Below are 22,487 nucleotides of genomic sequence, written 5' to 3' on the forward strand. Positions count from 1 at the left end.
AAAATGAAGCGCATCACTGCTTTTATCCTTTTTTACAATTCCAGCGGAGCCAGTGTTGTCGTATCAATCGAGCGAATCGCCGACCGCAGCGGCAGCACCGCCGACGGCGAAACCGAAAGCTCGTCGATACCCATCGACAGGAAGGTTTCGATCAGTTCCGCGTCTGCGCCGAGTTCGCCACAAATGCCGATCCAGATTCCGGCCTTGTGCGCGTTCTCGGCTGCCATGCGGAGCATACGCAGCACCGCCGGATGGTGCGCGTCAAAAAAACGGTCGAGACCCACACCCTGCCGGTCAACCGCCAGCGTGTACTGCGTCAGATCGTTCGTGCCGACCGAGAAAAAGTCCACCTCACGCGCCAGCTCTGCGCTCATCATGACGGCGGCCGGTGTCTCGATCATAATGCCGAGCTCGACCTTGTCCGCCATCGGTACACCTTCTTCCGCGAGTTCCGCACGGATGTTGCGGCAGATACGCTTGATCTCCTGCACCTCCCAGACCGAGGTGATCATCGGGAACATGATAGCGATTTTGCCGTACGCCGATGCGCGGTACAACGCCCGCAGCTGTGTGCGGAACACCTCCGGACGGGTCAGACAGATGCGGATGGCACGCAGACCCATGGCAGGGTTTTCTTCTTTATCGAGGTGGAAATAGTCCGCCTGCTTGTCCGCGCCGATGTCCAGCGTGCGGATGATAACGCGCCTGCCGCCCATGCGCTCCGCGACCGTCTTATAAGCCTTGAACTGCTCGTCCTCGGTCGGATAGTCGCTGCCCTGCAGGTACAGAAATTCCGAGCGGAACAGGCCGATGCCGCCGCCGTCATTCTGCAGAACCGCATCAATATCTGCCGGGGAGCCAATATTGCAGTAGACCATCACATTCCGGCCGTCCTTGGTCACATTCGGCTTGCCCTTGAGTTGATCGAGCAGTTCTTTCAGCGCCTTCTCCTTGGCCTGCTTTTTGAGCAGACGCTCACGCTCGGCATCATCCGGCTCGATAACCGCCTCGCCGGTCTGGCCGTCAATGATGGCGTACTTGCCCTCCATTTCCGGCTGCAGCGCATCTCCTGCACCGATAATGGCCGGAATGCCCATCGTGCGGGCCAGAATCGCCGTGTGTGAGTTCGCCGAGCCGCCTGCCGTGATGAATCCCAGAATAAGAGCCTTATCCAGCTGCACGGTCTCGCTCGGCGCAAGATCATCTGCCGCCACGATGCACGGCACATCGGACACGATGCCGCTTTCACCCTCGCCGGTCAGAATACCGATCACCCGCGCGGAAATATCGCGGATATCCGCTGCACGCGCCTGCATGTAGCTGTCATCCATCGCAGCAAACATTTCCGCGAACTGTACACCGGTGTCGCTGACGGCGGCCTCGGCGTTTACACGGTCGTTCTCAATCATACCCTCGATGCTCTCCACGAAATCCAGATCGTCCAGCATCATCTGGTGCGCCTCGAACAACATTGCCGCGTCCTCACCGGCCTCAGCAAGTGCCTTGTCATACAGCTTTGCGAGCTGCTCCTTCGCCGTCTCCCGCGCTGCGCGGAATCGCTCCAGCTCTGCCGCAGTGTCGCTCACCTCATGGCGCGGAATGACGCCGCTTGCTCTGCGGTAAAAGCTGATCGGGCCTGCCGCTACGCCTTTGGATACGCCTTTGCCGAAAATCTGCTCCATCTCGCTCACTCCTTACAGGTTCGCCTTGAAAAATACCTCAATCTGCGCTGCCGCTTCCGCTTCGTCCTCGCCTTCCACTTCCACGCGAACGGTGTTGCCGTGCTTGATGCCCATGCCCATGATGGCGATCAGACGGCGTGCATCCGCTTTTTTATCGCCGAAATGCAGGAAAACCTTGCTCTTGAACTTCGCGGCCTCCTTCGCCAGCAGGCTTGCCGGACGTGCATGAATGCCAATGGAATCCGTAATGGTGTACTCAAATGCTGTCATGATGAAAACTCCTTTTTTCTTCATTCAAATGGTGGATTGCGGCGAGAAATGTCGCTGCAACCTGCGGTTCGTGTCCATAAAAGTCCACTGCACCCGGTCGATACGGCGGCTTGTTCTCGCTGAGAAATCCGCTGCCGCCGGTGACGATCAAACCGTGTCTGCGTGCCAGTGTGTGATACCGCGCGGTATCTGCTTGGCTGTGACTGACGTATGCTGCAATGCCGTCGAATGCCGCCACCGGAAAGGTGTCGTCCATCTCATTCGGCGGCACGAGCACGGCCAGTCCGCCTGCTTCGTGAATCGTGTGAATCGCCTGCTCGGCTGCAAATGACTGCACCGAATCGTTCCGCGTCCGCTCAATCTCGAGCAGCGCCGGACAGGTGATGTCAATGCCGATGCCGAGCGTGAGAAAATCCTGTTCCCGCCAGCGGCAGTCGAGTTCAATGCCGGGCAAAATGCGCACACCGAGCTGTGCGCCGCGCCAGATACATTCCGGCACACCGCTGACCGCCCGCCGGTCGGTCAAAGCCGCCAGCGTCAGCCGTTCCTCACAGCAGCGTTCGGCCAGTGCACGCGGTGAAAGCTCCCCGCCTGCAGTCAGGCTGCTGTGGATTTGCAGATCGGTTTGTGCCATGGAAAGACCTCCGACAAGGTTCAGGATACGGGAAGGATTTCGGAAGGACAGGCCGCGTCCTCCGGGATAAACCAGCGCTGATGCACGCGTATCGCGCCGAGAATCGCATGGTTTTCGCAAAGCTGCCGCAGTTCGGCGGCGGAAATGTGCCATAAAACCGCAGCTTCCGGAATGGTCATAAACGGCATGTCTCTTCCTCCTCTTGTGTTATTGGAATAGGTGATAGACCGCCTGTGCTACGCCGTCATGGTCGCAGTCTGCGGTGATGTATTTTGCCAGATCCTTGAGCGCTGCATCCGCGTTGCCCATCGCCACCGGCATCCCGACTGCACGGAGCATTTCCGCATCGTTGTCGCTGTCACCGATGGCGACCATTTCGTCCGGCGTGATGCCGAGCATCTCGCTAGGCGGGTGAGCGCGCGTCCCTTGTCCGCACCGGCAGGCAGAATCTCAAAGTTGTCCGAGCCTGAGCTTGTGATCGTTAGACCCGGCAGCGGCCGAATCTCCACAAGCGCCTGTTCGAGCACCTCGCGTTCACCTAGTGCGTACACCTTGGTGACGTTCAGATGGTTTTTCCGAATCTCACCGGCGATGTCCTCCACGACGATTTTATTCGCATGAAAGCCCTCTACGCGGTAATTTGCGACAAAATCGCGGTTGGAATATTCGTTGATATAGATTTTGCTGCCGACGTAGATCATCACGCGCACCGGCCGGCTCTGCACCGCCTCAACCACCTTTGCGCCGATTTCGCACGGCATGTCCCAGCTTTGCAGAATGCGCTCATCCGATGCAGTGGCAATCGCCGTGCCGCCCGCCGTGACCATCAAATCCTCGCAGGGCAGCTCACGGGCGAACTCCGCCGCTTCGCCGACAATGCGTCCGGTCGAGAGCACAACGTGTACGCCGCGTTCCTTGACCCACTCGAGCGCCTGTTTGACCTCAGGCGTTACCTCCTTGCGGGAGTTCAGCAGTGTGCCGTCAAGGTCGAGCGCGAGTAAACGGTATTTCATGCCTGCACCTCCTCCGATATGGCGATAAATGGCGCACGCCACGCCGTCCTCGTCGCACGAAGCGGTCACTTCGTCGGCGGCTGCCCGTGCAATCGGAGAAGCGTTGCCCACTGCAATGCCCAGTCCGGCAGCGCGGAGCAGCGGCGCGTCAATGTCGTGATCGCCGAGTGCCATCACCTCATTGGGCGAGATGTGCAGCGAATCGCACAGCACATGCATGGCCGTGTCCTTGCCCGCGCCTGCCGGTACGACTTCAAGATATTCGTCCTTGGAGCGCACGAGCGTCATCGGCAGGTGCTTTGCCTCCAGTACCGGAATCATTTCGTCAATCTGCGATTTCTCGCCTATGCAGAGCAGTTTGTGCGCGCCTGCGTCGCCCCAGTCTGCAAACAGCGTCTCCAACGGCGCGACGGTCGGCTGTACGCCGGTTATCTGCGCCTCGGCGCGGCTCCACTCGTCCTCGGCGGCAATGAGCCAGTCGAGGTCGCGGTAAACGCTCAAGTGGATACCTCTCGCCTGCGTTTCCTGCCGGACAGCCTGCGCACATGCACGGGTCAGGCGGCTGTCCGCCAGCCGGTTTTCGCCCGAGAGAATAAGTCCTCCGCCGCAGCACACCAGCGGTCCATCCACGCCGAGCGCATCCCGAATCGGGAACACCGCCCGCGGCGGTCGTGCGCTCATCAGGCAGATGGTCACGCCGTTCTTCGCCGCAAACTGCACAGCCTCGCGGTTGGCGAGCGGCAGCTTGTGCGCCGAATTCAGAAGCGTGCCGTCAATATCCATGCACAGCAACCGATATTGTTGTTGATTCATTGCATTTCTTCCTTTATGCCTGCTCTGCCGCCGACAAAATGTTGGCGACATTGCGGTTTCCGTTGCGGATGCCCAGTCCGATCACAGCCGCGCAGACCGCGCACACCAGCGCAATAATCACGCCGCATACGCCGCCCGCAAAGCGCAATCCGCTGCCCGCGATGCCCCACCATGCCAGCACCGCCGCGCAGGAGGAGAGCAGCATAGCGATTCGCTTCCAGAGGGAAAGCTGCCGAAGGGCCTGCTGCTGCTGTTTGGCCTCGTGCAGTAATGCGGTCTTGTTCATTGAGAAAACTCCTTTCCTGTACGGCGGCCGCTGAACGATTTCGTTCAGCGGCCAGAGGGGTGAAAGTGTGATATAGTCTGAGTGAAACGATTTTAGTATGCAAGCTGCGGATCAAAGAATCCAACCAGCACGCCGACCAGCGCAATGCCGACCAGCACGAGCATAACGGTCGTCGGTGCCATTTTCTTCTTACTCATCAGCCAGTAACAGAGCATAACGGTAGCCAGCGGCAGCATCTTGGGGAATATGGTATCCAGCACATCCTTTTGGAGAGAAATGTCACCGGGCAGGACAAGCGGCGTTGTGATCGAAATCCAGCTTGCGGCAACCGCGCCGATAACGACCGTGCCGAGCATGATGATGCTCTCGCGGATGGCGTTCGCCTTTTCACCGACGATCATTTCAACCGCCTTGCCGCCGAGCTCATAGCCCTTGAAATACAGCAGGCGCATGCCGAGCGTCAGAATGACATTGTACGCGATGATGTAAAAGATCGCGCCGAGCGGCGAGCCGCCAGAGGATAAGCCGAGCGCAACGCCCAGCAGAATCGGAATCAGCGTGCCAACCAGCAGGCTGTCACCGATACCGGCCACCGGTCCCATCAGACCGGCGCGAATGCCGTTGATCATCTCACCGTCGATGTCCTCGCCGTTGGCCTTGGCTTCTTCCAGACCGGCGGTCATGCCGACGATGACGGTGCCCAGCTGCGGCTCGGTGTTGAAGAATGCGGAATAAGTCTTGAGGGCTTCGGTCTGCTCCTCCTTGGTGTCGTACAGCTCCTCTACCAGCGGCAGCATGGCGCACAGGTAGCCGAACGTCTGCATATGCTCCTGCGAGAAGCAGGTCAGATGGCCGTAAAACCAGTTGCGGAACGATTTGTTCAGCGCTTTCTTGGAAAGTTTCTTTTCTGCCATGATCAAATCTCCTCCTCATCGTCGTCAAACTCTGCTGCAGAGGCTGCAGCTGCGGGAGCGGCTTTCTGCAAAGCAAGGATCTTGATGCGGTAGTTGATGACCGCAAAGAAACCGCCGACGATAGATGCCGCAATCAGGTTGAGGCCCATGCAAGCGGCCAGCGTGAAGCCGAATACGAATACCAGAATATCAACCGGCTTGGTCGCAACCTGCTTGAGCAGGATGGCGATACCGACTGCCGGAAGCAGCGAGCCGACGGTGAACAGTGTTTTCATTGCAACGCCGTCCATCGGCAGGTAGGCCTTCATCAGATCTACCATGCTGGTGCCGACCTTGGTGATGATAAACGTCGGAATAAACGAGCACAGGATGTGAGAAATCCACGGGAGACCCATATCGACCACATACAGCTTGCGCAGATCGCCCTTTTCGAGTGCGCGCCAGCCCATATGCTGCCAAACGAGGTTTACGGTAGCTGTTCCGTAAAACAGCACGGTGCCGATGGTGCCGACAGCCGAACCGAGCGTTACCGCCATTGCCTGTCCCTCAGCGGATGCGGGATTGAGACCCATGGAATGCACGGCAACCATGGAAAGCGGAATGCCGATGTAAGAGATCGCGCGAACGTCAGCGGAAACCGTGCCGCCCGGCGTTACGAGCGCGATGTATACGACCTGAATGGCCGCGCCGAGATAAATGCCCGTCTGCACGTCGCCCATGATGAGGCCGACGATCAGACCCGCTACCAGCGGACGGCCCAGCGTGTAGTTGCCGAGCACCGTACCGCCCAGACCGGGCATGGATGCCAGACATGCGAGCAATCCGAACAATGCAGCCTGCCAAACTTGAACTTGCATAAGTTCTCCCTCTTTTCTTTTTTATTTTGTGAAATAGAATTTAGTAGCCGAACTGACCGCGGAACTTCTTCCAGTTGCCGATGGCAGCCTCCTTGATGAGCGCGAACTCTACTTCGTAGCCCTTCTGCATAATGGCCTCGAGTGCGTCCGCCTCCGGCTGGGTGATCGCCTGATTGTTGCCCAGCTTGGTCGCGCCCGGGCGGTCGTTGCACGGTCCGATGATAACCGTCTTTACCTCACCGGGATCAAAGCCGTCGTCCACGAGGATGCTCTTCATCGTGATCGGGTCCTTGGTGATGAGGAAGTAGCGATCCTTGCTGGCAAGCACCTTGCCGCACTTTGCGCGCCACTCGTCGAGCGTCCACACGAAGGTCTTTTTGTCGCTGGCGTTCTTGTACGCAGCCTTGAGCACCGGCGTGGTAGCCGCCTTGTCGTTTACGGCAATGAGGCCGTCGCACGGATACTCGAGCGCCCAGCGCGTGCAGGTCTGACCGTGGATCATACGGTCGTCAACACGAATGAAAGAGATTGACATAACTTTTTCCTCCTTAATACTGCTCTTTACTATTTTTATTAAATATCGTCGTCTTCATCGCCGCCGAGGTCAAACCGCTTGATCTGGTCCTTGGCCTCGCCGGTCAGCTCCTGTTCCAGCTCCTCGAGCGGCGTATCCGCATCCGCAAATGCGGCGGTCAGCACGAGCGGCAGGTTCATGCCGCCGATGGCAAGCGTTTTGCCCAGCAGACCCTTTTCGGTGAGCACATCGAGTGCGGTGGTCAGCGGCGAGCCGCCGATGATGTCCGCGGTGAGGATGATCTCGTCCTCGGCGGTGATGTCCCCCACCAGCTCTGTGAAGTTTGCGCGGAAGGTGTCAACGTCCATGCCGTCGAGCAGGCTGGTCGAGCGGATGTCCTCGCGGTCGCTGCCTGCCATCATGCCGAGCGCGTTGTGCAAACCCGGTGCAAAGGTGCCGTGGCTGACTAAAATCAGGTATCTCATTTTCCGTTCCCTCTTTCCTGTTTGTTGAGCATAGTATACCGGATTTTATCCTGTATGAAATCTGCATTTTGTCATGACTCGCTTGTGATAATCGTCCTGTTTTTCTATGACAAATGTCATGCCGATTATCAAAATACGCAAAGAAAAAGCGCCCTGTCTGTGCATATCACACAAACAGAGCGCTGAACGCCTGCGTTTTTCGCTGCTTATTCCTGTAAATATTCCTGCACCTGATGCTGGACTCTTTGAAGCTGGAGTGACAGATTATGCTCGTCCTCCATCGCATTCTGCACCAATCCTTCGGTGAACAGCAGTGCCTGATCGTAATTGCGGAAGCGCGGCGCGGCAACCGCCTGCTCCATGACATCCGACAGCATTTCCACGCCGGACTGGCTTTCGCCGGGCGTGTCCTGCCGGAGAATCCGGCGGGTTTCGTCCGAGTCGGTCACGCTCCGCAGCGCGGACACGCTGTGCGAATCCGTAAACAGCATAGACTGATTATCCGCATTGGCGGTCAGCTCGCGCAGAAACTGCCACGCAAGCGTTGTATGCGCCGAGCGGCTGCTGATACCTGCGAGCACGGTGCTCAGCTCCGAGCTGTTGCCGCCTGCCGGACCATGCGGCATGGGAATGCAGTCCCACAAGAAATCCGAGTACCGCTTGATGCGCCACGGATACGGCTGATAGGTCCGGTAATCCGAGAACAGGAACGGTCGGAACGCTACTTTTCCCTCATCGAAGTCCCGCGCAGAAGGCGTGGTCTCTGCCGTGAGCTTGCCGAGCCGTTGTGCAAACGCCACCGCCTGCACCGCCTTCGGTTCGGAAATCAAGCAGCTGCTGCCGTCCTCGGTGAACAGCGATGCACCGTTCGCGGTCAGCGCATCCTGCCAGGTGTAGCCGTAGCAGCCAAACTGATCGGTTTCGCCGTCACCGTCCGTGTCGCGCGTAACCTTGGCGCAGATGTTGTAAAAATTCTCCCACGTCCAGTCACCGGACGGCACAGCAATGCCTTCGCTTTCGAGCAGCGTCTTGTTGACACACATCAGCGTCGGTACGCACTCATACGGCAGCGCGTACTGCACGCCGTTCTCCGCGCCGCTCTGCAGCGCCGCCGGATAAAAATCCGTGTCGGACACCGCCTCGTCCTGCGCAAGATAGCCGTCCAGCGGCGCGAGTGCACCGAGTTCGCACAGCTCACCGAAATCCTCCGGCAGCACGAGGAACACATCCGGCTCACTGCCGAGCAGGTACTGGTCGATAAGCCATTCCGAGTAATCCCGTTTGAGGATGCCGCTTGTGTAGGTGACGTGTACATTCGGGTGCTCCCGCTCGAACCGCTCGATCGCCGCGTCGATGACAGCGTAGCAGTTGCCGTTTGGCGCATCCCAGTAGCTGCCCGCCATAAAGCCGAGTCGCAGTTCGACTGGACGTGTGCGGCTGTAAGCGACCATCGTCAGGCACACCGCTGTCAGCACGATGATCGCTGTCAGACGCTTCGTCAGCCCCTTCATTGCGGACCTCCAAACGGACGGCCTGCTACGCCGGTCTGCACCGCCCAGATGGCAAGCTGCGTGCGGTCGCGCAGATCCAGCTTGCTGAGAATGCTGCTCAGATAGTTGCGCACCGTGCCTTCGGACAGGCAGAGCGCGGCCGCGATTTCCTTGTTAGACAGTCCGGCACCGACCTCACGGATGATGCGCCATTCGTTATCCTGCAAATCCTCAGTCTGCTTTTCGTCCACACCGATGGTGAGGTTGCCCTTGGCCATCCGCGCGAACATCTGCAAGGCTTTGCTTGCCACGTCCGGCGCGATAATGGAGCCGCCGCGCACGACCTCGCGCACCGCATTGGTCAAATCCGCGACAGATACGCCCTTGAGCAGATAGCCAGACGCGCCGAACCGCAGCGCGTTGAACACATACTCGTCATCGTCGAACGTCGTCAGCACGATGACCTTGATATTCGGGTATGCCGACTTGATAAGGCGCGTGCACTCCACGCCGTCCACCTCGGGCATGCGGATGTCCATCAGCACGACATCCGGCTTTTCGCTCCGCACCAGTTCGATAGCCTCGCGGCCGTTCTTCGCCATGCCGACTACCGTAATATCGCCCTGCGCTCCCAGAACAAAGCCCAGACTTTCCCGAATCAGCTCCTGATCGTCTGCCAGCAGCACTTTAATCATATACATCACCCCATCGCAGCGGAATTTCCGCGTGCAGTTCAAATCCTTTTTCGCTCTTTACCTTTAATGTGCCATTTAACAGCTTAAGCCGCTCGCGCATGTGCCGCAGACCAAATCCCGGCTCAATTTTCGTGCAGCCGCAGCCGTTGTCCGTTACCGTAATGCCGAGCCGGCGCTCCTCCGCTACAATGCGGACACGCACCGCGGTTGCGTGTCCGTGCCGGATAGCATTCGTGATGCTCTCCTGCACGATGCGGTACACCGCGTCCTCCTCGTCCGGCGACAGCCGCAGATCCTCGGCCTGCAAATCGAGCGTGATCTCCGCCTGCGAGGTCGTCTGCATTTCGCTGCACAGCTTCGCTATCGCGTCTGTTAATTGCATGCGCTCGAGCGCATCCGGCCGCAGTGCCCGCACCGAACGCCGAACCTCGTTCATGCCCTCGCGCGCGGTGGACGCGATGCGTTCCATCTGCTTTTTCGCCATCTCCGGCGAGATTTCAAGCATTTGCAGACATGCGTCTGCACCGGCGGTAATGCCGGTCAGTGCGTGGCCGAGCGTGTCGTGAATCTCCCGCGCAAGGCGGTTGCGCTCGCGCGTTTCCGCCATGCGTTCGCTCTCGGCGGCGTAGGCCTTGAGCTGCTCGTTCATAACCGAAAGCCGATCGTTCGCCTGTTCCAGTTCGCCGTTGAGACGGCGTATTGCCGAATTTTCCTCGGTCCTCTGCCCGATGAGCACCACCATGTACACCACGAACAGGATAAGGTGCAGTGCGCCCAGCAAATCCACCGTGCTCTGCAAAAGCTGCCGCGTGTGCATATCAAAATACAGCAGATATTCCGAAAACGGAACCGTGTGCAGCGCTCCCTGCAAGGCACCCAAACCGGTCAGCAGGAACAGCGCCGTCATGACGCCGAGAAACCGGCGGCGCGTTCTGCCGTGCAGGCCGTCGATCAAATCCACAACCACATACAGCAGCAGGCCGTTGTAGTCCAGATGCAGCGCAAAAATCACGCACAGCGCGAATAACGGCTCGGTCCAGCCGACGAAATGATAGCTGCGTCTGCGCAGTACACCAACCACAATGAGCGCCGCCATGCTGAGAATCGCTACGGTCAGCGTCCACGGCTTGGCCGGCAGCGCGCTTAAATTCTGCGTGAACGCCACACCGTCCGACTGCCGCGCCGCCAGCACCGGCGTCATGCCGAACACCCATGCGAGGAATACGCACACGGTGATATTCAGCAGCAGCATAATCCGGCGAAAAAACTGCAAACTCTGTGCCATACCGTCCCCCCTACTGCCAGCCGTCCATGTCGTAGCTGTTTACGTTGTCCCTGGTCACCAGTGCTACCGGAACCGTGATTTCCTTTTCGTAGTCCTCACCGTTTAAGATGGCGTAGACCGTCTGCGCGGTAATCTGCCCCAGCCGAATGGGGGACTGGGCCGCTGTCGCCGTCATAGCACCCTCGCTGATCATGCTTTTCGCTTCGGGAGCACCATCCACGCCGTAAACCGCCGTATCCTGCAGCATGCCATGCTCCTGCAGAGCCGCCATCGCGCCGAGTGCGCTCGGGTCGTTAAGTGACATCACGGCGTCCGGCACAATGCCCTGTTCAAGCAGCTTGTCCATCTCCGGCATGGCGACTTCAAGCTGACCGGCGCTGTCCGCGCGACCGATGATTTGATAGTTGGCGTCGGATGCCAGCGTATCGCAAAAGCCCTGGATACGGTCTCGGCCGGACTTGGTAGATGCGTGCTCAAGCAGCACGACCTTCGCGGAATCACGCGTGTTCATCAGGTGCTCCGCGCAGAGCACACCCGCACCGTAGTTGTCGGACGCAATCGTGCACGCTACCAAATCCGGGTTGCCGACCTGCGAGTCGATAACCACGACCGGTACGCCCGCCTTCTGTGCCTCCCGCAGTGCTGGCTCGATCTCGCGGTAGTCCACCGGATTGAGCACCAGCAGGTCGATATTTTCGTGCAGCAGATCGCGTATCTCCTCGTTCTGCCGCTCCTGATCGAGCGCCGGATCACGCGTCAGCAGAATATCGCCGCGGCTTTCGATCACCAACCGCAGTTCCTCGTCAATGACGCTGTAAAACGGGTTGTTCATCGTCATGTACGTCGTGCCAATGCGGAGCGGCTCGTCCGTCTGCGATACGGCCTGATACGTCACGGCGGCAAGTCCGGCCGCCAGCAGCAGCGCCGCTGCCGCAAGGATTGGTCTTGTGCGCAACGGTATCCCGCCTTTCCCCTTAGTAGTTGATACCATTATAGCATAAATTTTTCCGGTGAAAAAGACGGATGTGATGGGTTTCTTGCGGCTTTTCTTCTCTATTGGTCAATCACTTGATTGTCCCTGTCCATCTTGACAAATCCGCACTTTTACCGTACGATAAGCGCAGAAATCATCCTGAAAATCACATCCTTTCGTTTGACGAGATACACATCTCACAGGCGCAGGTATCCCGATTGGAGAAGGGCGCACTGGAGCATATCCGCAAGCAAATTTAACAAATTGCGGATGGAGAATGAAGGAAACCGCCCGAAGGCCGGTTATTGAATAAACGCGCTTTGCGCGTTACCGAAATTCTCAATTTTCAATTCTCCATTCTCAATGAAAGAAAAAACAGCAAGTCCGACTGAACTTGCTGTTTTTCTTTACGCTGCCTGACTTTCGCCGGTGGCATAATCAATTTCCACGCCCGGCTGGACGTTATAGCAGTACACGTTGAAGCAAATGCCTTCGCCGTCGTCCTCGACCGACCACGCCTCCATCTGCACGCCCGAGGCAACAAGATTGCTGCCCTCAAACACCGGCGTGACCCGATAGAGCACATGGTTGCCGGTTTCCTTCACATAGTCAGCGACCATATTCTCAAACGGCAGCATCCCCTCAATATTGAGGTATCGCGTGCCGGTGATCAGATTCTGCTTGTTGGCATTCTCGGCGGTAAGCTGCCAGCCGATCAGGTGACAGCGGTTATACAGGTATTTGCCGTCCACACAGTCATACTTGACGGTATGCCATCCGGTTGGCTTGACCTGACCGATCGAACCGCGTTTTTCTCCATCTGCGGGCATCAGATCCTGTCCGACATTGGCGTATGCGTGCCGCACCGTCCGAGATAATCCAAATCCGAATATTCCTCAAACGATCCGGTCTCCTGTTTGTCTGCGTCGGTGAAGAATGGCTGGTTGCCGTCGATCTCGACATAAGCAGAATCCGAGTAGGCGGGCAGATCGTCCATCGAAACCATACTGCTCGACGGCATGGGCAGTGCACAGCCGGAAAGCAGCAGGCTGAGCACGAATACAATCGGCGCAAACGCGCGGGTCAATTTTCGCATTTAACAAATACTTCCTCTGTTATTTTCTCATGCGAGGAACCGGCAAATTCGGTCTCGCTTTGCTTCGTCCATCCGGTTTCCGGCAGGGTGAAATACCGGTCGGCGGGATAGACACGATTCCAGTGATATACTATCACCTGCTGCACCCTGTTTAAGTAGGGTGCAGGATCGTGCACCTCAGCGAAGCAGTAATCGTCCTCTGCCGCCCGCTCGAGGCAATCCTCAGCGATGCAAAGCCGTACTGCCGTATCCGCTCCGAACAGCTTTGCGGTGTACGGACTTATCCACAGCCTGTGCATACCGCAGTGCATAAGAATGTGCTCATTCAGCACACGATCGCGGCTCTGGCGGCGATGGTTAAAGGCCAGGCCGCCTTTATCATCCACACATAAGATCAGCTTCATAGAGTCCTCCCTTCATCGGGTATCGGATGCACTGTTGACCGGCGTAACGCTGTATGTAATGCGTCCCGCCGAAATACCCTGCCGTCCGATATACGAGCACAGTGCTTCGGTCAGTCTCGGGGTTGCCTTGCTGTGATGCAGCCGCACGACTACCACGCCGGACGTGGAGGCGAAATACTGTACGGTCTGCGTATACGCTTCCGCCGCATTTTTCTCGGCATCGCCGCTGTCCAGACCGGCATCCCACAGGCGGTAGCCTGCGCCGATGAGCACGCTGCGCTGTGCTTCGGTGAGTGCGTCGCTGCCGCTCTGGTTGGCGGCTATGCGGGCTGCAACACCGGTCAGCAGTGTCAGGCGCTCGTTCGCAGCGGCAAGGTCGGCCAGCATGTCTGCTCCTGTGGTTTTGCTGTCCGCCTGCAGCAGAAAGGCTACCGTATGTCCTTCCGCTGCGATTCGGCGAACCAGATCATCATCCCATTCGGAGGTATCCGTCGGCAGGAAGAACGCCGCCTGCCTGCCTGCGTCATGCAGATTGTCCAGAACAGCCGCCGTGTTTTCGTTCGGCGCGCCGTAATAGGCAAGATACACGCGGACCGGCTTCTTCGCCGGCTTTTCCTCTACCTTCGGTATTTCGATGGTATCGTTGTCCACCGGCTTTGCCGGTGCGGGATTGGTATTCGTGTTATTGCTGCGGTCCGACCCGGAAGTGCTGCCCTTGTAGTTGTCGATCGTGTTCTCAATCACCTTGGTATGCGCCGCAATAAACGCCGAATCGCTCTGTGCCGAGCCGTCCGCGACACGCAGCACATTTTCCCCCTGCAGGGTCAGTGAAGAATAGGTAAAGCCAAACTTCGCACAACACAGCTTGACCGGTACATAAACCGTTCCGTTCATCTCATACGCGGGTGTGGAATAACTGTTCAGATTCTGATCGTACACATAGCCTTCCGCAGTCGAAAAGCTGAGCGTTTCGTCGTTTGCGGAAAGATCGAGCACGCCGTCATTCTCCGAGGCAGACACACCGAGCGTGGTAAACACACTGTACGGCACATAGGTTTCGCCGCCGAGACGCGCGGGCATGGTGCTCTCGTCGAGCGGCAGGATGGAGTCGTTTACCGCTGTCAGCGTCACCGCATGCGCCGGTGCAGGCAGAAACGTCAGCAGCAGCGCGGCACACAGCACACAGCTGATGATTTTTTTGATACGCACTCACTCCTTTCAGCAATTCGTACGAACATATTATACCAAAGCACAGCGGGTTTGTCACCCTTTCTGCCGAAAAACACCTTGCGTTGTGAGAATCGAGTGCTATAATAAAAGAGTACAAATTCTTATAAAGAAAGAGTGAATCAACCATGCTGCAGATCACAACACAGCGCACCACTACCCCTAAGGCAAAGCCGGACGAAAGCAGCCTCGGCTTTGGTGTTCATTATACCGATCACATGCTGATCATTGACCACGATGAGGAACAGGCTGGCACGATGCCCGCATCGTACCGTATCAGCCGCTTGAGCTTGATCCGGCAGCGATGGTTTTCCATTACGCAATGGAGTCCTTTGAGGGTCTGAAGGCTTACCGCACCCCGGACGGCTCCATTCAGCTGTTCCGCCCGGACAAGAATGCACAGCGCATGATCAACACCAACCATCGTATGTGCCTGCCGAGCCTGCCGGTAGAGGATTTTGTTCAGGCTGTCAAGGCCATTGTTTCCTTCGATCAGGACTGGGTTCCGCACGCTGAGGGCACCAGCCTGTACATCCGTCCGTTTGTAATCGCTACCGAGCCGCATCTGGGCGTTCGTACCTCCCGCACTCACAAGTTCATCATCGTATGCTCTCCGGTCGGCGCATACTACTCCACCGGCATCAATCCGGTTAAGATCTTCGTCGAGGATGAGTACACCCGTGCCTGCCCGGGCGGCACCGGCTTCACCAAGTGCGGCGGCAACTACGCTGCATCCCTGATCTCTCAGGTAAAGGCACACGAGCTGGGCTACGAGCAGACCCTGTGGCTGGACGGCGTTGAGCACAAGTACGTTGAGGAAGTCGGCTCCATGAACTGCTTCTTCAAGATCGACGGCACCGTTTACACCGCTCCGACTGTTGGCACCGTTCTGCCGGGCGTTACCCGTATGAGCTGCATCGAGCTGCTCAAGCACTGGGGCATTCCGGTATCCGAGGAGCGCCTGCCGATCGCTGACGTTATGAAGGCTTCCCACGACGGCAAGCTGGAAGAGGTATTTGGCACCGGTACCGCTGCAGTTATCTCTCCGGTTGGCGAGCTGCGTTACGAGGGCGATGTTGCTCACATCAACAACGGTGAGATCGGCGAAGTTACCCACAAGCTGTACAACACCCTGACCGGCATCCAGTGGGGCAAGCTGCCGGATGAGCTGGGCTGGACCGTGAAGGTAGACTAATTTCGATTAAAAGGCAAAGCCTTTTAGCGGACGCGGTTTGCAAGCAAACCGACATTCAATAAAAAAAGAGGCTGACAGCTGTGAACTGTCAGCCTCTTTTTTTACAATGCAAGCGTGTGATATGGTTCGCCGCTCAGCGTTTTCCACGTAAAAACGCCGTTTTCGAGTGTCATATAGCCATGTGCGGTATCATTTTTCGGGATGGACACTGAACCCGGGTTCAGATACAGGTTTTCCCTGCCAAACGGCTCCCATGCCGGAATATGCGTATGTCCGTGCAGCAGCACATCGCCCTGACACAGCGGAGGCGGTGTTTTCGTGTTGAATTGATGTCCGTGCGTGACATACACCAGCCGCTCCCCTGCCGACAGGACGGCATAGTCCGCGAGGATTGGGAACGCGAGCACCATCTGGTCCACCTCGGTGTCGCAGTTGCCGCGCACACATAGGATTGTATCCGCCATGCCGTTCAGCATGGCAATCACCTTCTTTGGCGCGTAATCGCGCGGCAGATCGTTTCTCGGACCGTGGTAAAGAATATCGCCGAGTAGCAGCAGACGCGCAGCCTGCTCGCGCTCGAATGCCTGCAGCAGCTGTTCACAGTAGTATGCCGAGCCGTGAATATCGGATGCAATGAGAAATTTCATGCCGCGCCTCACCTGCCCGCCTGCTTTGGCACATCCACGATGGTGCCGCCGCCTACAACTACATCGCCGTCGTACAGCACCGCCGCCTGACCAATTGCTGCGGCTCTCTGCGGCTCATCAAACACCAGCTTGACGCGGCCGTCCCCCATTGGCGAAACCGTCACCGGCTGCTCCGGATGGCGGTAGCGAATCTTCGCCTTGATGTGGATTGGCTCGGTCAGTTCCGGAATCGAAATCCAGTTCATGTCATCTACGATCACAGTGTCCGAGAACAGCGCCGCCTCCGGTCCGACCGAAACCGTGTTCTTCTCCATATCCTTGCCGCAGACGTACACCGGCTCACCCATCGCAAGACCGAGGCCGCGTCTCTGACCGACGGTATAGCGGACAGCACCCTTGTGCTTTCCCACCGGCTTGCCGTCCAAATCGAGGAAATCGCCTGCCGGATAGTGCTTGCCCGTGTACTGCTCCATGAACTTGACGTAATCGCCGTCCGGCACAAAGCAAATATCCTGGCTGTCGTGCTTGCGTGCGTTGCAGAAGCTGAGCTGCTCCGCCAGCTCGCGGATCTCCGGCTTATTGCGGTCGCCCAGAGGAAATTTGGTGTGCGCCAGCTGCCGCTGCGTCATTGTGTACAGCACATAGCTCTGGTCCTTGCCCGCGTCCACGCCCTTTTTGAGCAGCCAGCGTCCGGTCTGTTCGTCCTGCTCAATGCGGGCGTAGTGACCGGTGACAACGTAATACAGGCCGTGCTGCTCGGCAAAATCCAGCAGCTTGTCGAACTTCATAAAGCGGTTGCAGTCAATGCAGGGATTGGGCGTGCCGCCTGCCTCATAGGTGCGGACAAACTTGCCGATGATCTTCTCCTGAAAATCCAGTGTAAAATCCAGTACCTCATACGGAATATCCAGCTGAAATGCAACCTCACTTGCGTCCTCGATATCCTTTTCCGAACAGCAGGTGCGGAAATTACATGCACCGAGATCCTCGTTGCGGTACAGCCGCATGGTCGTGCCCATGCAGCGGAAGTCCGCCTGCCGCATCAGGTAAGCCGCGATCGAGCTGTCTACGCCGCCGCTCATCGCTATGAGTGCGGTCTTCTGTTCTGCGTTCTGCATCAATGCCGTCCTCTCTTTCGATATATTAAGTGGTAAGTATAATTTTCATCAGATAGCAAAAAACTCCGAAAACCATGTGGTTTTCAGAGTTTTTGTGGTCGAGGTGACAGGATTTGAACCTGCGGCCTCTTCGTCCCGAACGAAGCGCTCTACCAAGCTGAGCCACACCTCGAAATCAAGCTGCCAACGCTTTTCCGTGACAGCTTTATTAGTATATCGCAGAAATCGCTTTCTGTCAACACTTTTTTTGAAATTTTCCTTAAATTTTCTCGAGCAGCTTTGCCACCAGACGGCGCAGCTCTGCGCCGCGGCGCTCGGCAGTCTCGTTGACCTCAGCGCCCGAGAGCGGCTGCATAAGCACGCCCGCCGCCATATTGGTGATCATGGCAATACCGACGAGCGGCAGACCGCAGTGCGCGGCTGCAATGACCTCGAACACGGTGGACATGCCGACCGCATCCGCACCGAGCGTGCGGAACATGCGGATCTCCGCCGGTGTCTCAAACTGCGGGCCGTTTACGCCGCAGTATACACCCTGATGCAGCTTAAGACCGCAGTCCGCAGCGGCCTGCAGGGCTTTTTCACCGAGCTCATGGCTGTAGGCGAACGTCATATCCGGAAAACGAGTACCGAGTTCGGGATCATTTTTGCCGGTCAGCGGACTTTTGCCTGTCATGTTGATGTGGTCAGTGATCAGCATAAAATCACCCGCATGATAGCCGGTATTGATGCCGCCGGACGCATTCGTCACGACAAGCGCCTTCACGCCCAGCGCCTTCATCACATAAACCGGATACGCCACCTCGTCCGGCGCGTAGCCCTCGTAGCCGTGCAGACGGCCCTGCATGCAGATAACACGGCGTCCGGCCAGCGTGCCGCATACCATGCGTCCTGCGTGGTCAGGCGCGGTGGATACCTTGAAGTGCGGAATCTCGCCGTACGGCACATACGTCGGGTTCTCCACCTCATCAGCCAGCGGGCCGATGCCCGAGCCGAGCACCAGTGCGATTTCGGGCACAAACGGCAGCTTTTCTTTAAGATATGCTGCAGATTCCGCTACATTTGCTTTTGTCAGCATAGGTCTCCCTCCTTACAGCCGGTGCAGGATAGCGTCCGTGCGCTTCTGCGTTTCCGCCTTTACCTTTTCAATGTCGATGGTCTTGAATTCACCATCGCGGTACAGCACCTCGCCGTCCACCATGGTCAGGCGAACGTCCGCACCCTGAGCCGCATAGACCACGTTGCAGGCAGCATCGGTCATCGGCGTAAACTGCGGCGTATCGGTGTCGATGACGCACAGGTCAGCCTTATATCCAACCGCCAGCTTGCCGCAGTCCGTGCGTCCCTGCGAAAGCGCACCGGCGCGCGTTGCCGTGTGCAGCACCTGTGCAGGCGTCAGCAGCGTAGAATCGTGATAGAAACCCTTGTAAACCACACCGAACAGGTAAATATCCTGCAGAATATTCAAGTTGTTGTTGGAGGCTGCGCCGTCCGTGCCGAGCGCGATATTGATGCCCTTCTCCAGCATTTTCGGAATGTTCGCGTAGCCGGATGCCAGCTTGAGATTACTCGCCGGACAGCAGGCGACTGAAACATTGTGCTTCTTGAGAATATCGAAATCCTTGTCCTCCAGCCAGACACAGTGCGCCGCCGTGGTCGGGGAATCGAAAATGCCGTGCGCCTCCATGTACGCTGCCGGCGTCAGGCCATGACGCTGCTTGCACTCCTCGTGCTCGGTCTGCGTCTCGGACAGGTGGATGTGGATACGCGCACCCGCGTCCTTCGCGTGAGCGGCTACCGCCTCGACCACCTTGGGTGTCGAGGTATACTCGCCGTGGATACACAGATCACCGATCAGACGGCCGTCCAGCTCGCCGTTCCACTCGTTCAGCAGGCGCAGATTGTCCTTGTAGGCGGCAAGGCTCTCGTAGTCGCTGTCGTCAAATACGGTCAGACCGCGGCTGAGGTTGCACTTGATGCCGCTCTCGCGTATCGCGGGCATCATGCCGTCAAAGAAGAAATACATATCCGAGAATGAAACCGTACCGCTCGCCAGCATTTCCGCGATGGAAAGCTGCGTGCCGTAGTACGCCGCCTCGTCGTCGATCTTGTCCTCAAACGGAAATACCTTCTCACCCAGCCAGCGCTGCAGCGGCAGATTTTCCGCGTAGCCGCGCAGCAGCGTCATCGGCGCGTGGCTGTGGACATTGTAGAAGCCGCTCATCAGCAGACGGTGTCTGCCATCGTAGCGTTCGCCGTAGTCCTCCTGCGGCTCGGTGTCACCGATATAGGCGATCTTGCCGTCCTTCACGCCGACGTACTGCCCGCGTTTGAGCGCAAAATTCTCATCCAACAGATCAATGTTGCAAAAAAGCATGGTATTCTCCTTTTCTCTTTACAGAACATGGTAATGCGGGATAATATCCTCGTATTCGCCGTCCTTGTTCAAAAATCCGCCCGGAATCACACCAAGCTGTGTGAATCCCAGCTTTTTGTACAGCGCAAGTGCGCCCTTGTTGCTCTTGACGACTGCGTTGAACTGCAGCACGCGGAATCCGCACGTTTTCCCCTGTGCAATGCAGTGCTTTACCAGTTTTTCACCGATATGCTGTCCGCGCACGGTCTTTTTGACGGCGTAGCTGGCGTTGCAGATATGACCGCAGCGGCCCACATTGTTCGGGTGCAGAATATACAGACCGACCAGCTCGCCGGTTGCCGCGTCGTACGCTACGCCGGTATAGGTCTGCTCAGTGAAAAAGGCATGACCGGTCACCTCGTCCAGCTTTTCCATCTGCGGAAAGGCTTTACCGTCCTCAACGACCTCGTTCCAAATTTCTGCTGCCTGTGCAGCATCACGCTGCTCGTACTGCCGAATTTCGATCTGCATGGTATCTCATCCCTTGGGTTTTCTCTTATTATAGCATAGTGCAGGAGAAAAGAAAACTGTTGCATCGGCTGCAAACCGGAGGAACGCGCCGTACCCACGGCGGTGGGCAAAAGGATGGACACCAAGGTTTCCACCCTTTTGAATCCCGCTTCCTTTGCTCGTTAGCCTGACGCAGACCAGAGACCGGCGACCGCTCCGAAAAGGAGAACGGCAGTCGGGTTACTCTTGCGTGTCTTTCGCAACCTATTCGCAGTTCACAGATACCTTACTGCTACACATACGGGTTCTTTCCGCAGGCGCGACACAAGGTGAATTGCCCGTCAGGGCAAGAGAAGGTGCCCTGGGGTGCGACCTCGGCGCACCGTATCTAAACCATCTGCTCCTTGCTAAAACGCAGGGGCGGCCATTGGCCGCCCACAGAATGATAACCCATTGCGTTCTCCTCACTCTTTCTTAAAACGCCGAATACTTCAAAATATCTTTTCGCATTCGCGCGATAATCCGCTTTTCCAGCCTTGAAATGTAGCTTTGCGAGATACCCAGCAAATCCGCAACCTCCTTCTGCGTCAGCGCCTTCGGCGTGCCGATGCCAAACCGCAGCGAGATGATCTGCCGCTCTCTCGGCGGCAGATGGCCCAGTGCCCGATGCAGCAGCATTTTGTCCACATCATCCTCGAGCGGCCGCATGACGCTGTCCGGCTCGGTGCCGAGAATATCACTCAGCAGCAGCTCGTTGCCGTCCCAGTCCGAGGACAGCGGCTCGTCGATGGAAACCTCGCTCCGCCGTCCGGCGATCTTGCGCAGGTGCATGAGGATCTCGTTCTCGATACACCGCGACGCATACGTCGCCAGCTTGACGTTTTTGTCGCTCCGATAGGTGCTCACCGCCTTGATGAGTCCGATTGTTCCAATAGAAATTAAATCTTCTGTTCCCACACCGCTCGACTCAAACTTGCGCGCCAGGAACACCACCAGCCGCAGATTGTGCTCGATAAGACGGTTGCGCGCCGCAACATCGCCCCCGCTGTTCGCCTCCACGGCGGCGGCCTCCTCCTCCGGAGACAACGGCGGCGGCAGAACATCGCTGCCGCCGATATAATGTACACCTTGCGCTCGAAACCGCCGTAAAATCGTCTTTAACCACTGCAGAATTTTCATTTTTGCTCTCCCTTTCACACCCCGATAAGTCCCTCGTACGCGCCCTGACCGATGGAGACCGCACTGACTGCACACACACAGTCAAGTGCTGTGCCGTCTGCCCTCAGCACGCTGTCCGGCCGGAAATACAGCAGCAGACCGCCATCCGTGCCGACCGCGTGAAACGGCAGCAGACCGCAGCGTGCAGCCAGATTTTCCGGCAGAGCCGTCAGCTGCGCGGACACACTGCCGAACGGCAGTTGCGTGTCCAGCAGGCACTCGGCGGCCTTGCGCTCGATCACCACGACCGGCTTTCCGGAAACCGGTTCGATTAGGTCGTTGCCCGTGTCGTGCAGCACACGCACGACGGTCTGCCGATTGCCGAACCGGATGGTCAGCGTTTCCGTTTCGCGGTGCAGCGCGCCGTGCTTCGCATCTCCGCACAGGAGTATCCCGCTTGCCGCGTAGCCGACAGCTGCCGCCAGCACGAGCACCTGTATCGGCACCGCAAAGTAGTACCCGCACGAGAGCAGCAGCCTCCTGCCGCTTGCGGCACTCAGTGCCGCCGCCAGTCCGGCGAACGAGGCCGCGACCACGCCGTACAGTGCACACAGCCGCGCAAGGTGCCGCTCTCTGCCGAAAGCGACCATGCACAGGCCCAGTCCTGCAAGAAGGCGCAGCGGCGCGAGTGTCAGCACCGGCCAGACCGCACCCAGCACGGCATAGCCGCCGCCGAGTACTGCTGAGAAAATCAGCCGCATTTTCCGCACCTGCACGCCGCCTAAGCGAGCCGCCGCAAGCAGCGTTGCGCCATCCATCAGCGCGTTGACGGCAAACAGCACATCCAGATAGACGACCATACCTC

22 protein-coding genes, 1 tRNA gene and 3 pseudogenes are annotated in these 22,487 nt (G+C 57.8%); 1 reads left to right on the forward strand and 25 read right to left on the reverse strand.

The window, feature by feature from the left end; genetic code table 11:
• Positions 1–32: 32 nt before the first annotated feature.
• The 17 genes and pseudogenes from ptsP to DXB00_RS04645 form a co-directional block, all read right to left on the reverse strand.
• Positions 33–1,682 carry a phosphoenolpyruvate--protein phosphotransferase gene (ptsP, locus tag DXB00_RS04565; RefSeq protein WP_118729071.1) on the reverse strand — a complete coding sequence of 550 codons (1,650 nt, stop codon included), beginning with the start codon at positions 1,680–1,682 and terminating at the stop codon, positions 33–35.
• 12 nt (positions 1,683–1,694) lie between these two features.
• The gene (locus tag DXB00_RS04570) at positions 1,695–1,952 is read right to left on the reverse strand and encodes an HPr family phosphocarrier protein (RefSeq protein ID WP_118729072.1); all 258 of its coding nucleotides are present in this window, start codon (positions 1,950–1,952) and stop codon (positions 1,695–1,697) included.
• Complete coding sequence (locus DXB00_RS04575; protein WP_118729073.1) at positions 1,939–2,586, reverse strand: hypothetical protein; 648 nt, start codon at positions 2,584–2,586, stop codon at positions 1,939–1,941. The genes DXB00_RS04570 and DXB00_RS04575 overlap by 14 nt, the downstream gene beginning before the upstream one ends.
• Positions 2,587–2,606: 20 nt before the next feature.
• Complete coding sequence (locus DXB00_RS04580) at positions 2,607–2,774, reverse strand: helix-turn-helix domain-containing protein (protein WP_118729074.1); 168 nt, start codon at positions 2,772–2,774, stop codon at positions 2,607–2,609.
• Between the two features lie 19 nt (positions 2,775–2,793).
• Positions 2,794–4,463 (reverse strand): annotated as a pseudogene (locus DXB00_RS04585) (Cof-type HAD-IIB family hydrolase).
• The gene (locus DXB00_RS04590) at positions 4,426–4,698 is read right to left on the reverse strand and encodes a hypothetical protein (RefSeq protein ID WP_117751252.1); all 273 of its coding nucleotides are present in this window, start codon (positions 4,696–4,698) and stop codon (positions 4,426–4,428) included. The pseudogene DXB00_RS04585 and the gene DXB00_RS04590 overlap by 38 nt, the downstream one beginning before the upstream one ends.
• A 92-nt stretch (positions 4,699–4,790) precedes the next feature.
• Positions 4,791–5,612: a PTS system mannose/fructose/sorbose family transporter subunit IID gene (locus DXB00_RS04595; protein WP_117489529.1), complete on the reverse strand. Its 822-nt coding sequence runs from the start codon at positions 5,610–5,612 to the stop codon at positions 4,791–4,793.
• Positions 5,613–5,614: 2 nt separating this feature from the next.
• Complete coding sequence (locus DXB00_RS04600) at positions 5,615–6,469, reverse strand: PTS mannose/fructose/sorbose/N-acetylgalactosamine transporter subunit IIC (RefSeq protein ID WP_117489527.1); 855 nt, start codon at positions 6,467–6,469, stop codon at positions 5,615–5,617.
• Positions 6,470–6,509: 40 nt separating this feature from the next.
• The gene (locus DXB00_RS04605; RefSeq protein ID WP_117489526.1) at positions 6,510–7,004 is read right to left on the reverse strand and encodes a PTS system mannose/fructose/N-acetylgalactosamine-transporter subunit IIB; all 495 of its coding nucleotides are present in this window, start codon (positions 7,002–7,004) and stop codon (positions 6,510–6,512) included.
• Between the two features lie 38 nt (positions 7,005–7,042).
• Positions 7,043–7,468: a PTS sugar transporter subunit IIA gene (locus DXB00_RS04610; RefSeq protein ID WP_118729076.1), complete on the reverse strand. Its 426-nt coding sequence runs from the start codon at positions 7,466–7,468 to the stop codon at positions 7,043–7,045.
• Positions 7,469–7,674: 206 nt separating this feature from the next.
• Complete coding sequence (locus DXB00_RS04615; RefSeq protein WP_118729077.1) at positions 7,675–8,979, reverse strand: extracellular solute-binding protein; 1,305 nt, start codon at positions 8,977–8,979, stop codon at positions 7,675–7,677.
• Positions 8,976–9,653, reverse strand: a complete 678-nt coding sequence (locus DXB00_RS04620) for a response regulator transcription factor (RefSeq protein ID WP_118729078.1) — start codon at positions 9,651–9,653, stop codon at positions 8,976–8,978. The genes DXB00_RS04615 and DXB00_RS04620 overlap by 4 nt, the downstream gene beginning before the upstream one ends.
• Positions 9,646–10,938, reverse strand: a complete 1,293-nt coding sequence (locus DXB00_RS17040; RefSeq protein ID WP_243022616.1) for a sensor histidine kinase — start codon at positions 10,936–10,938, stop codon at positions 9,646–9,648. Before DXB00_RS17040 ends, DXB00_RS04620 begins: the two co-directional genes overlap by 8 nt.
• Positions 10,939–10,948: 10 nt before the next feature.
• Entirely contained in the window at positions 10,949–11,893 is a 945-nt protein-coding gene (locus DXB00_RS04630) for a sugar ABC transporter substrate-binding protein (RefSeq protein WP_243022617.1), read from the reverse strand.
• A 437-nt stretch (positions 11,894–12,330) separates the two neighbouring features.
• A pseudogene (locus tag DXB00_RS04635) lies at positions 12,331–13,007 on the reverse strand (DNA/RNA non-specific endonuclease); the annotation flags it as partial.
• Positions 12,995–13,411 carry a hypothetical protein gene (locus DXB00_RS04640; RefSeq protein ID WP_118729081.1) on the reverse strand — a complete coding sequence of 139 codons (417 nt, stop codon included), beginning with the start codon at positions 13,409–13,411 and terminating at the stop codon, positions 12,995–12,997. The gene DXB00_RS04640 and the pseudogene DXB00_RS04635, both read right to left, overlap by 13 nt.
• Positions 13,412–13,423: 12 nt before the next feature.
• Positions 13,424–14,620, reverse strand: coding sequence for a polysaccharide deacetylase family protein (locus tag DXB00_RS04645; protein ID WP_118729082.1), 1,197 nt, complete (start codon positions 14,618–14,620; stop codon positions 13,424–13,426).
• A 146-nt stretch (positions 14,621–14,766) separates the two neighbouring features.
• On the opposite strand from DXB00_RS04645, the pseudogene DXB00_RS04650 reads away from it, so the two are divergent.
• Positions 14,767–15,833: pseudogene (locus DXB00_RS04650) on the forward strand (branched-chain amino acid aminotransferase).
• A gap of 101 nt (positions 15,834–15,934) precedes the next feature.
• Here the strand turns inward: DXB00_RS04650 and yfcE are convergent.
• The 8 genes from yfcE to DXB00_RS04690 form a co-directional block, all read right to left on the reverse strand.
• The gene (yfcE, locus tag DXB00_RS04655; RefSeq protein ID WP_118729084.1) at positions 15,935–16,480 is read right to left on the reverse strand and encodes a phosphodiesterase; all 546 of its coding nucleotides are present in this window, start codon (positions 16,478–16,480) and stop codon (positions 15,935–15,937) included.
• An 8-nt stretch (positions 16,481–16,488) separates the two neighbouring features.
• Positions 16,489–17,598 carry a tRNA 2-thiouridine(34) synthase MnmA gene (gene mnmA / locus DXB00_RS04660; RefSeq protein ID WP_243107159.1) on the reverse strand — a complete coding sequence of 370 codons (1,110 nt, stop codon included), beginning with the start codon at positions 17,596–17,598 and terminating at the stop codon, positions 16,489–16,491.
• A 95-nt stretch (positions 17,599–17,693) separates the two neighbouring features.
• A tRNA-Pro gene (locus DXB00_RS04665) sits at positions 17,694–17,770 on the reverse strand.
• Positions 17,771–17,857: 87 nt separating this feature from the next.
• Positions 17,858–18,676: a purine-nucleoside phosphorylase gene (locus tag DXB00_RS04670; RefSeq protein ID WP_118729085.1), complete on the reverse strand. Its 819-nt coding sequence runs from the start codon at positions 18,674–18,676 to the stop codon at positions 17,858–17,860.
• A 12-nt stretch (positions 18,677–18,688) separates the two neighbouring features.
• Entirely contained in the window at positions 18,689–19,975 is a 1,287-nt protein-coding gene (locus tag DXB00_RS04675; protein ID WP_118729086.1) for an amidohydrolase, read from the reverse strand.
• Between the two features lie 18 nt (positions 19,976–19,993).
• A complete protein-coding gene (locus DXB00_RS04680) occupies positions 19,994–20,485 on the reverse strand; it encodes a GNAT family N-acetyltransferase (RefSeq protein ID WP_118729087.1) in 492 nt (163 codons plus the stop codon).
• A 453-nt stretch (positions 20,486–20,938) separates the two neighbouring features.
• A complete protein-coding gene (sigE, locus tag DXB00_RS04685) occupies positions 20,939–21,643 on the reverse strand; it encodes an RNA polymerase sporulation sigma factor SigE (protein ID WP_118729088.1) in 705 nt (234 codons plus the stop codon).
• A gap of 14 nt (positions 21,644–21,657) precedes the next feature.
• Positions 21,658–22,482: a sigma-E processing peptidase SpoIIGA gene (locus DXB00_RS04690; protein WP_118729089.1), complete on the reverse strand. Its 825-nt coding sequence runs from the start codon at positions 22,480–22,482 to the stop codon at positions 21,658–21,660.
• Between the last annotated feature and the right edge of the window lie 5 nt (positions 22,483–22,487).

Origin of the sequence: Butyricicoccus sp. OF10-2, assembly GCF_003481925.1 — a bacterium.
In the GTDB taxonomy this organism is placed as follows: Bacteria; Bacillota; Clostridia; order Oscillospirales; family Butyricicoccaceae; genus Agathobaculum; species Agathobaculum butyriciproducens.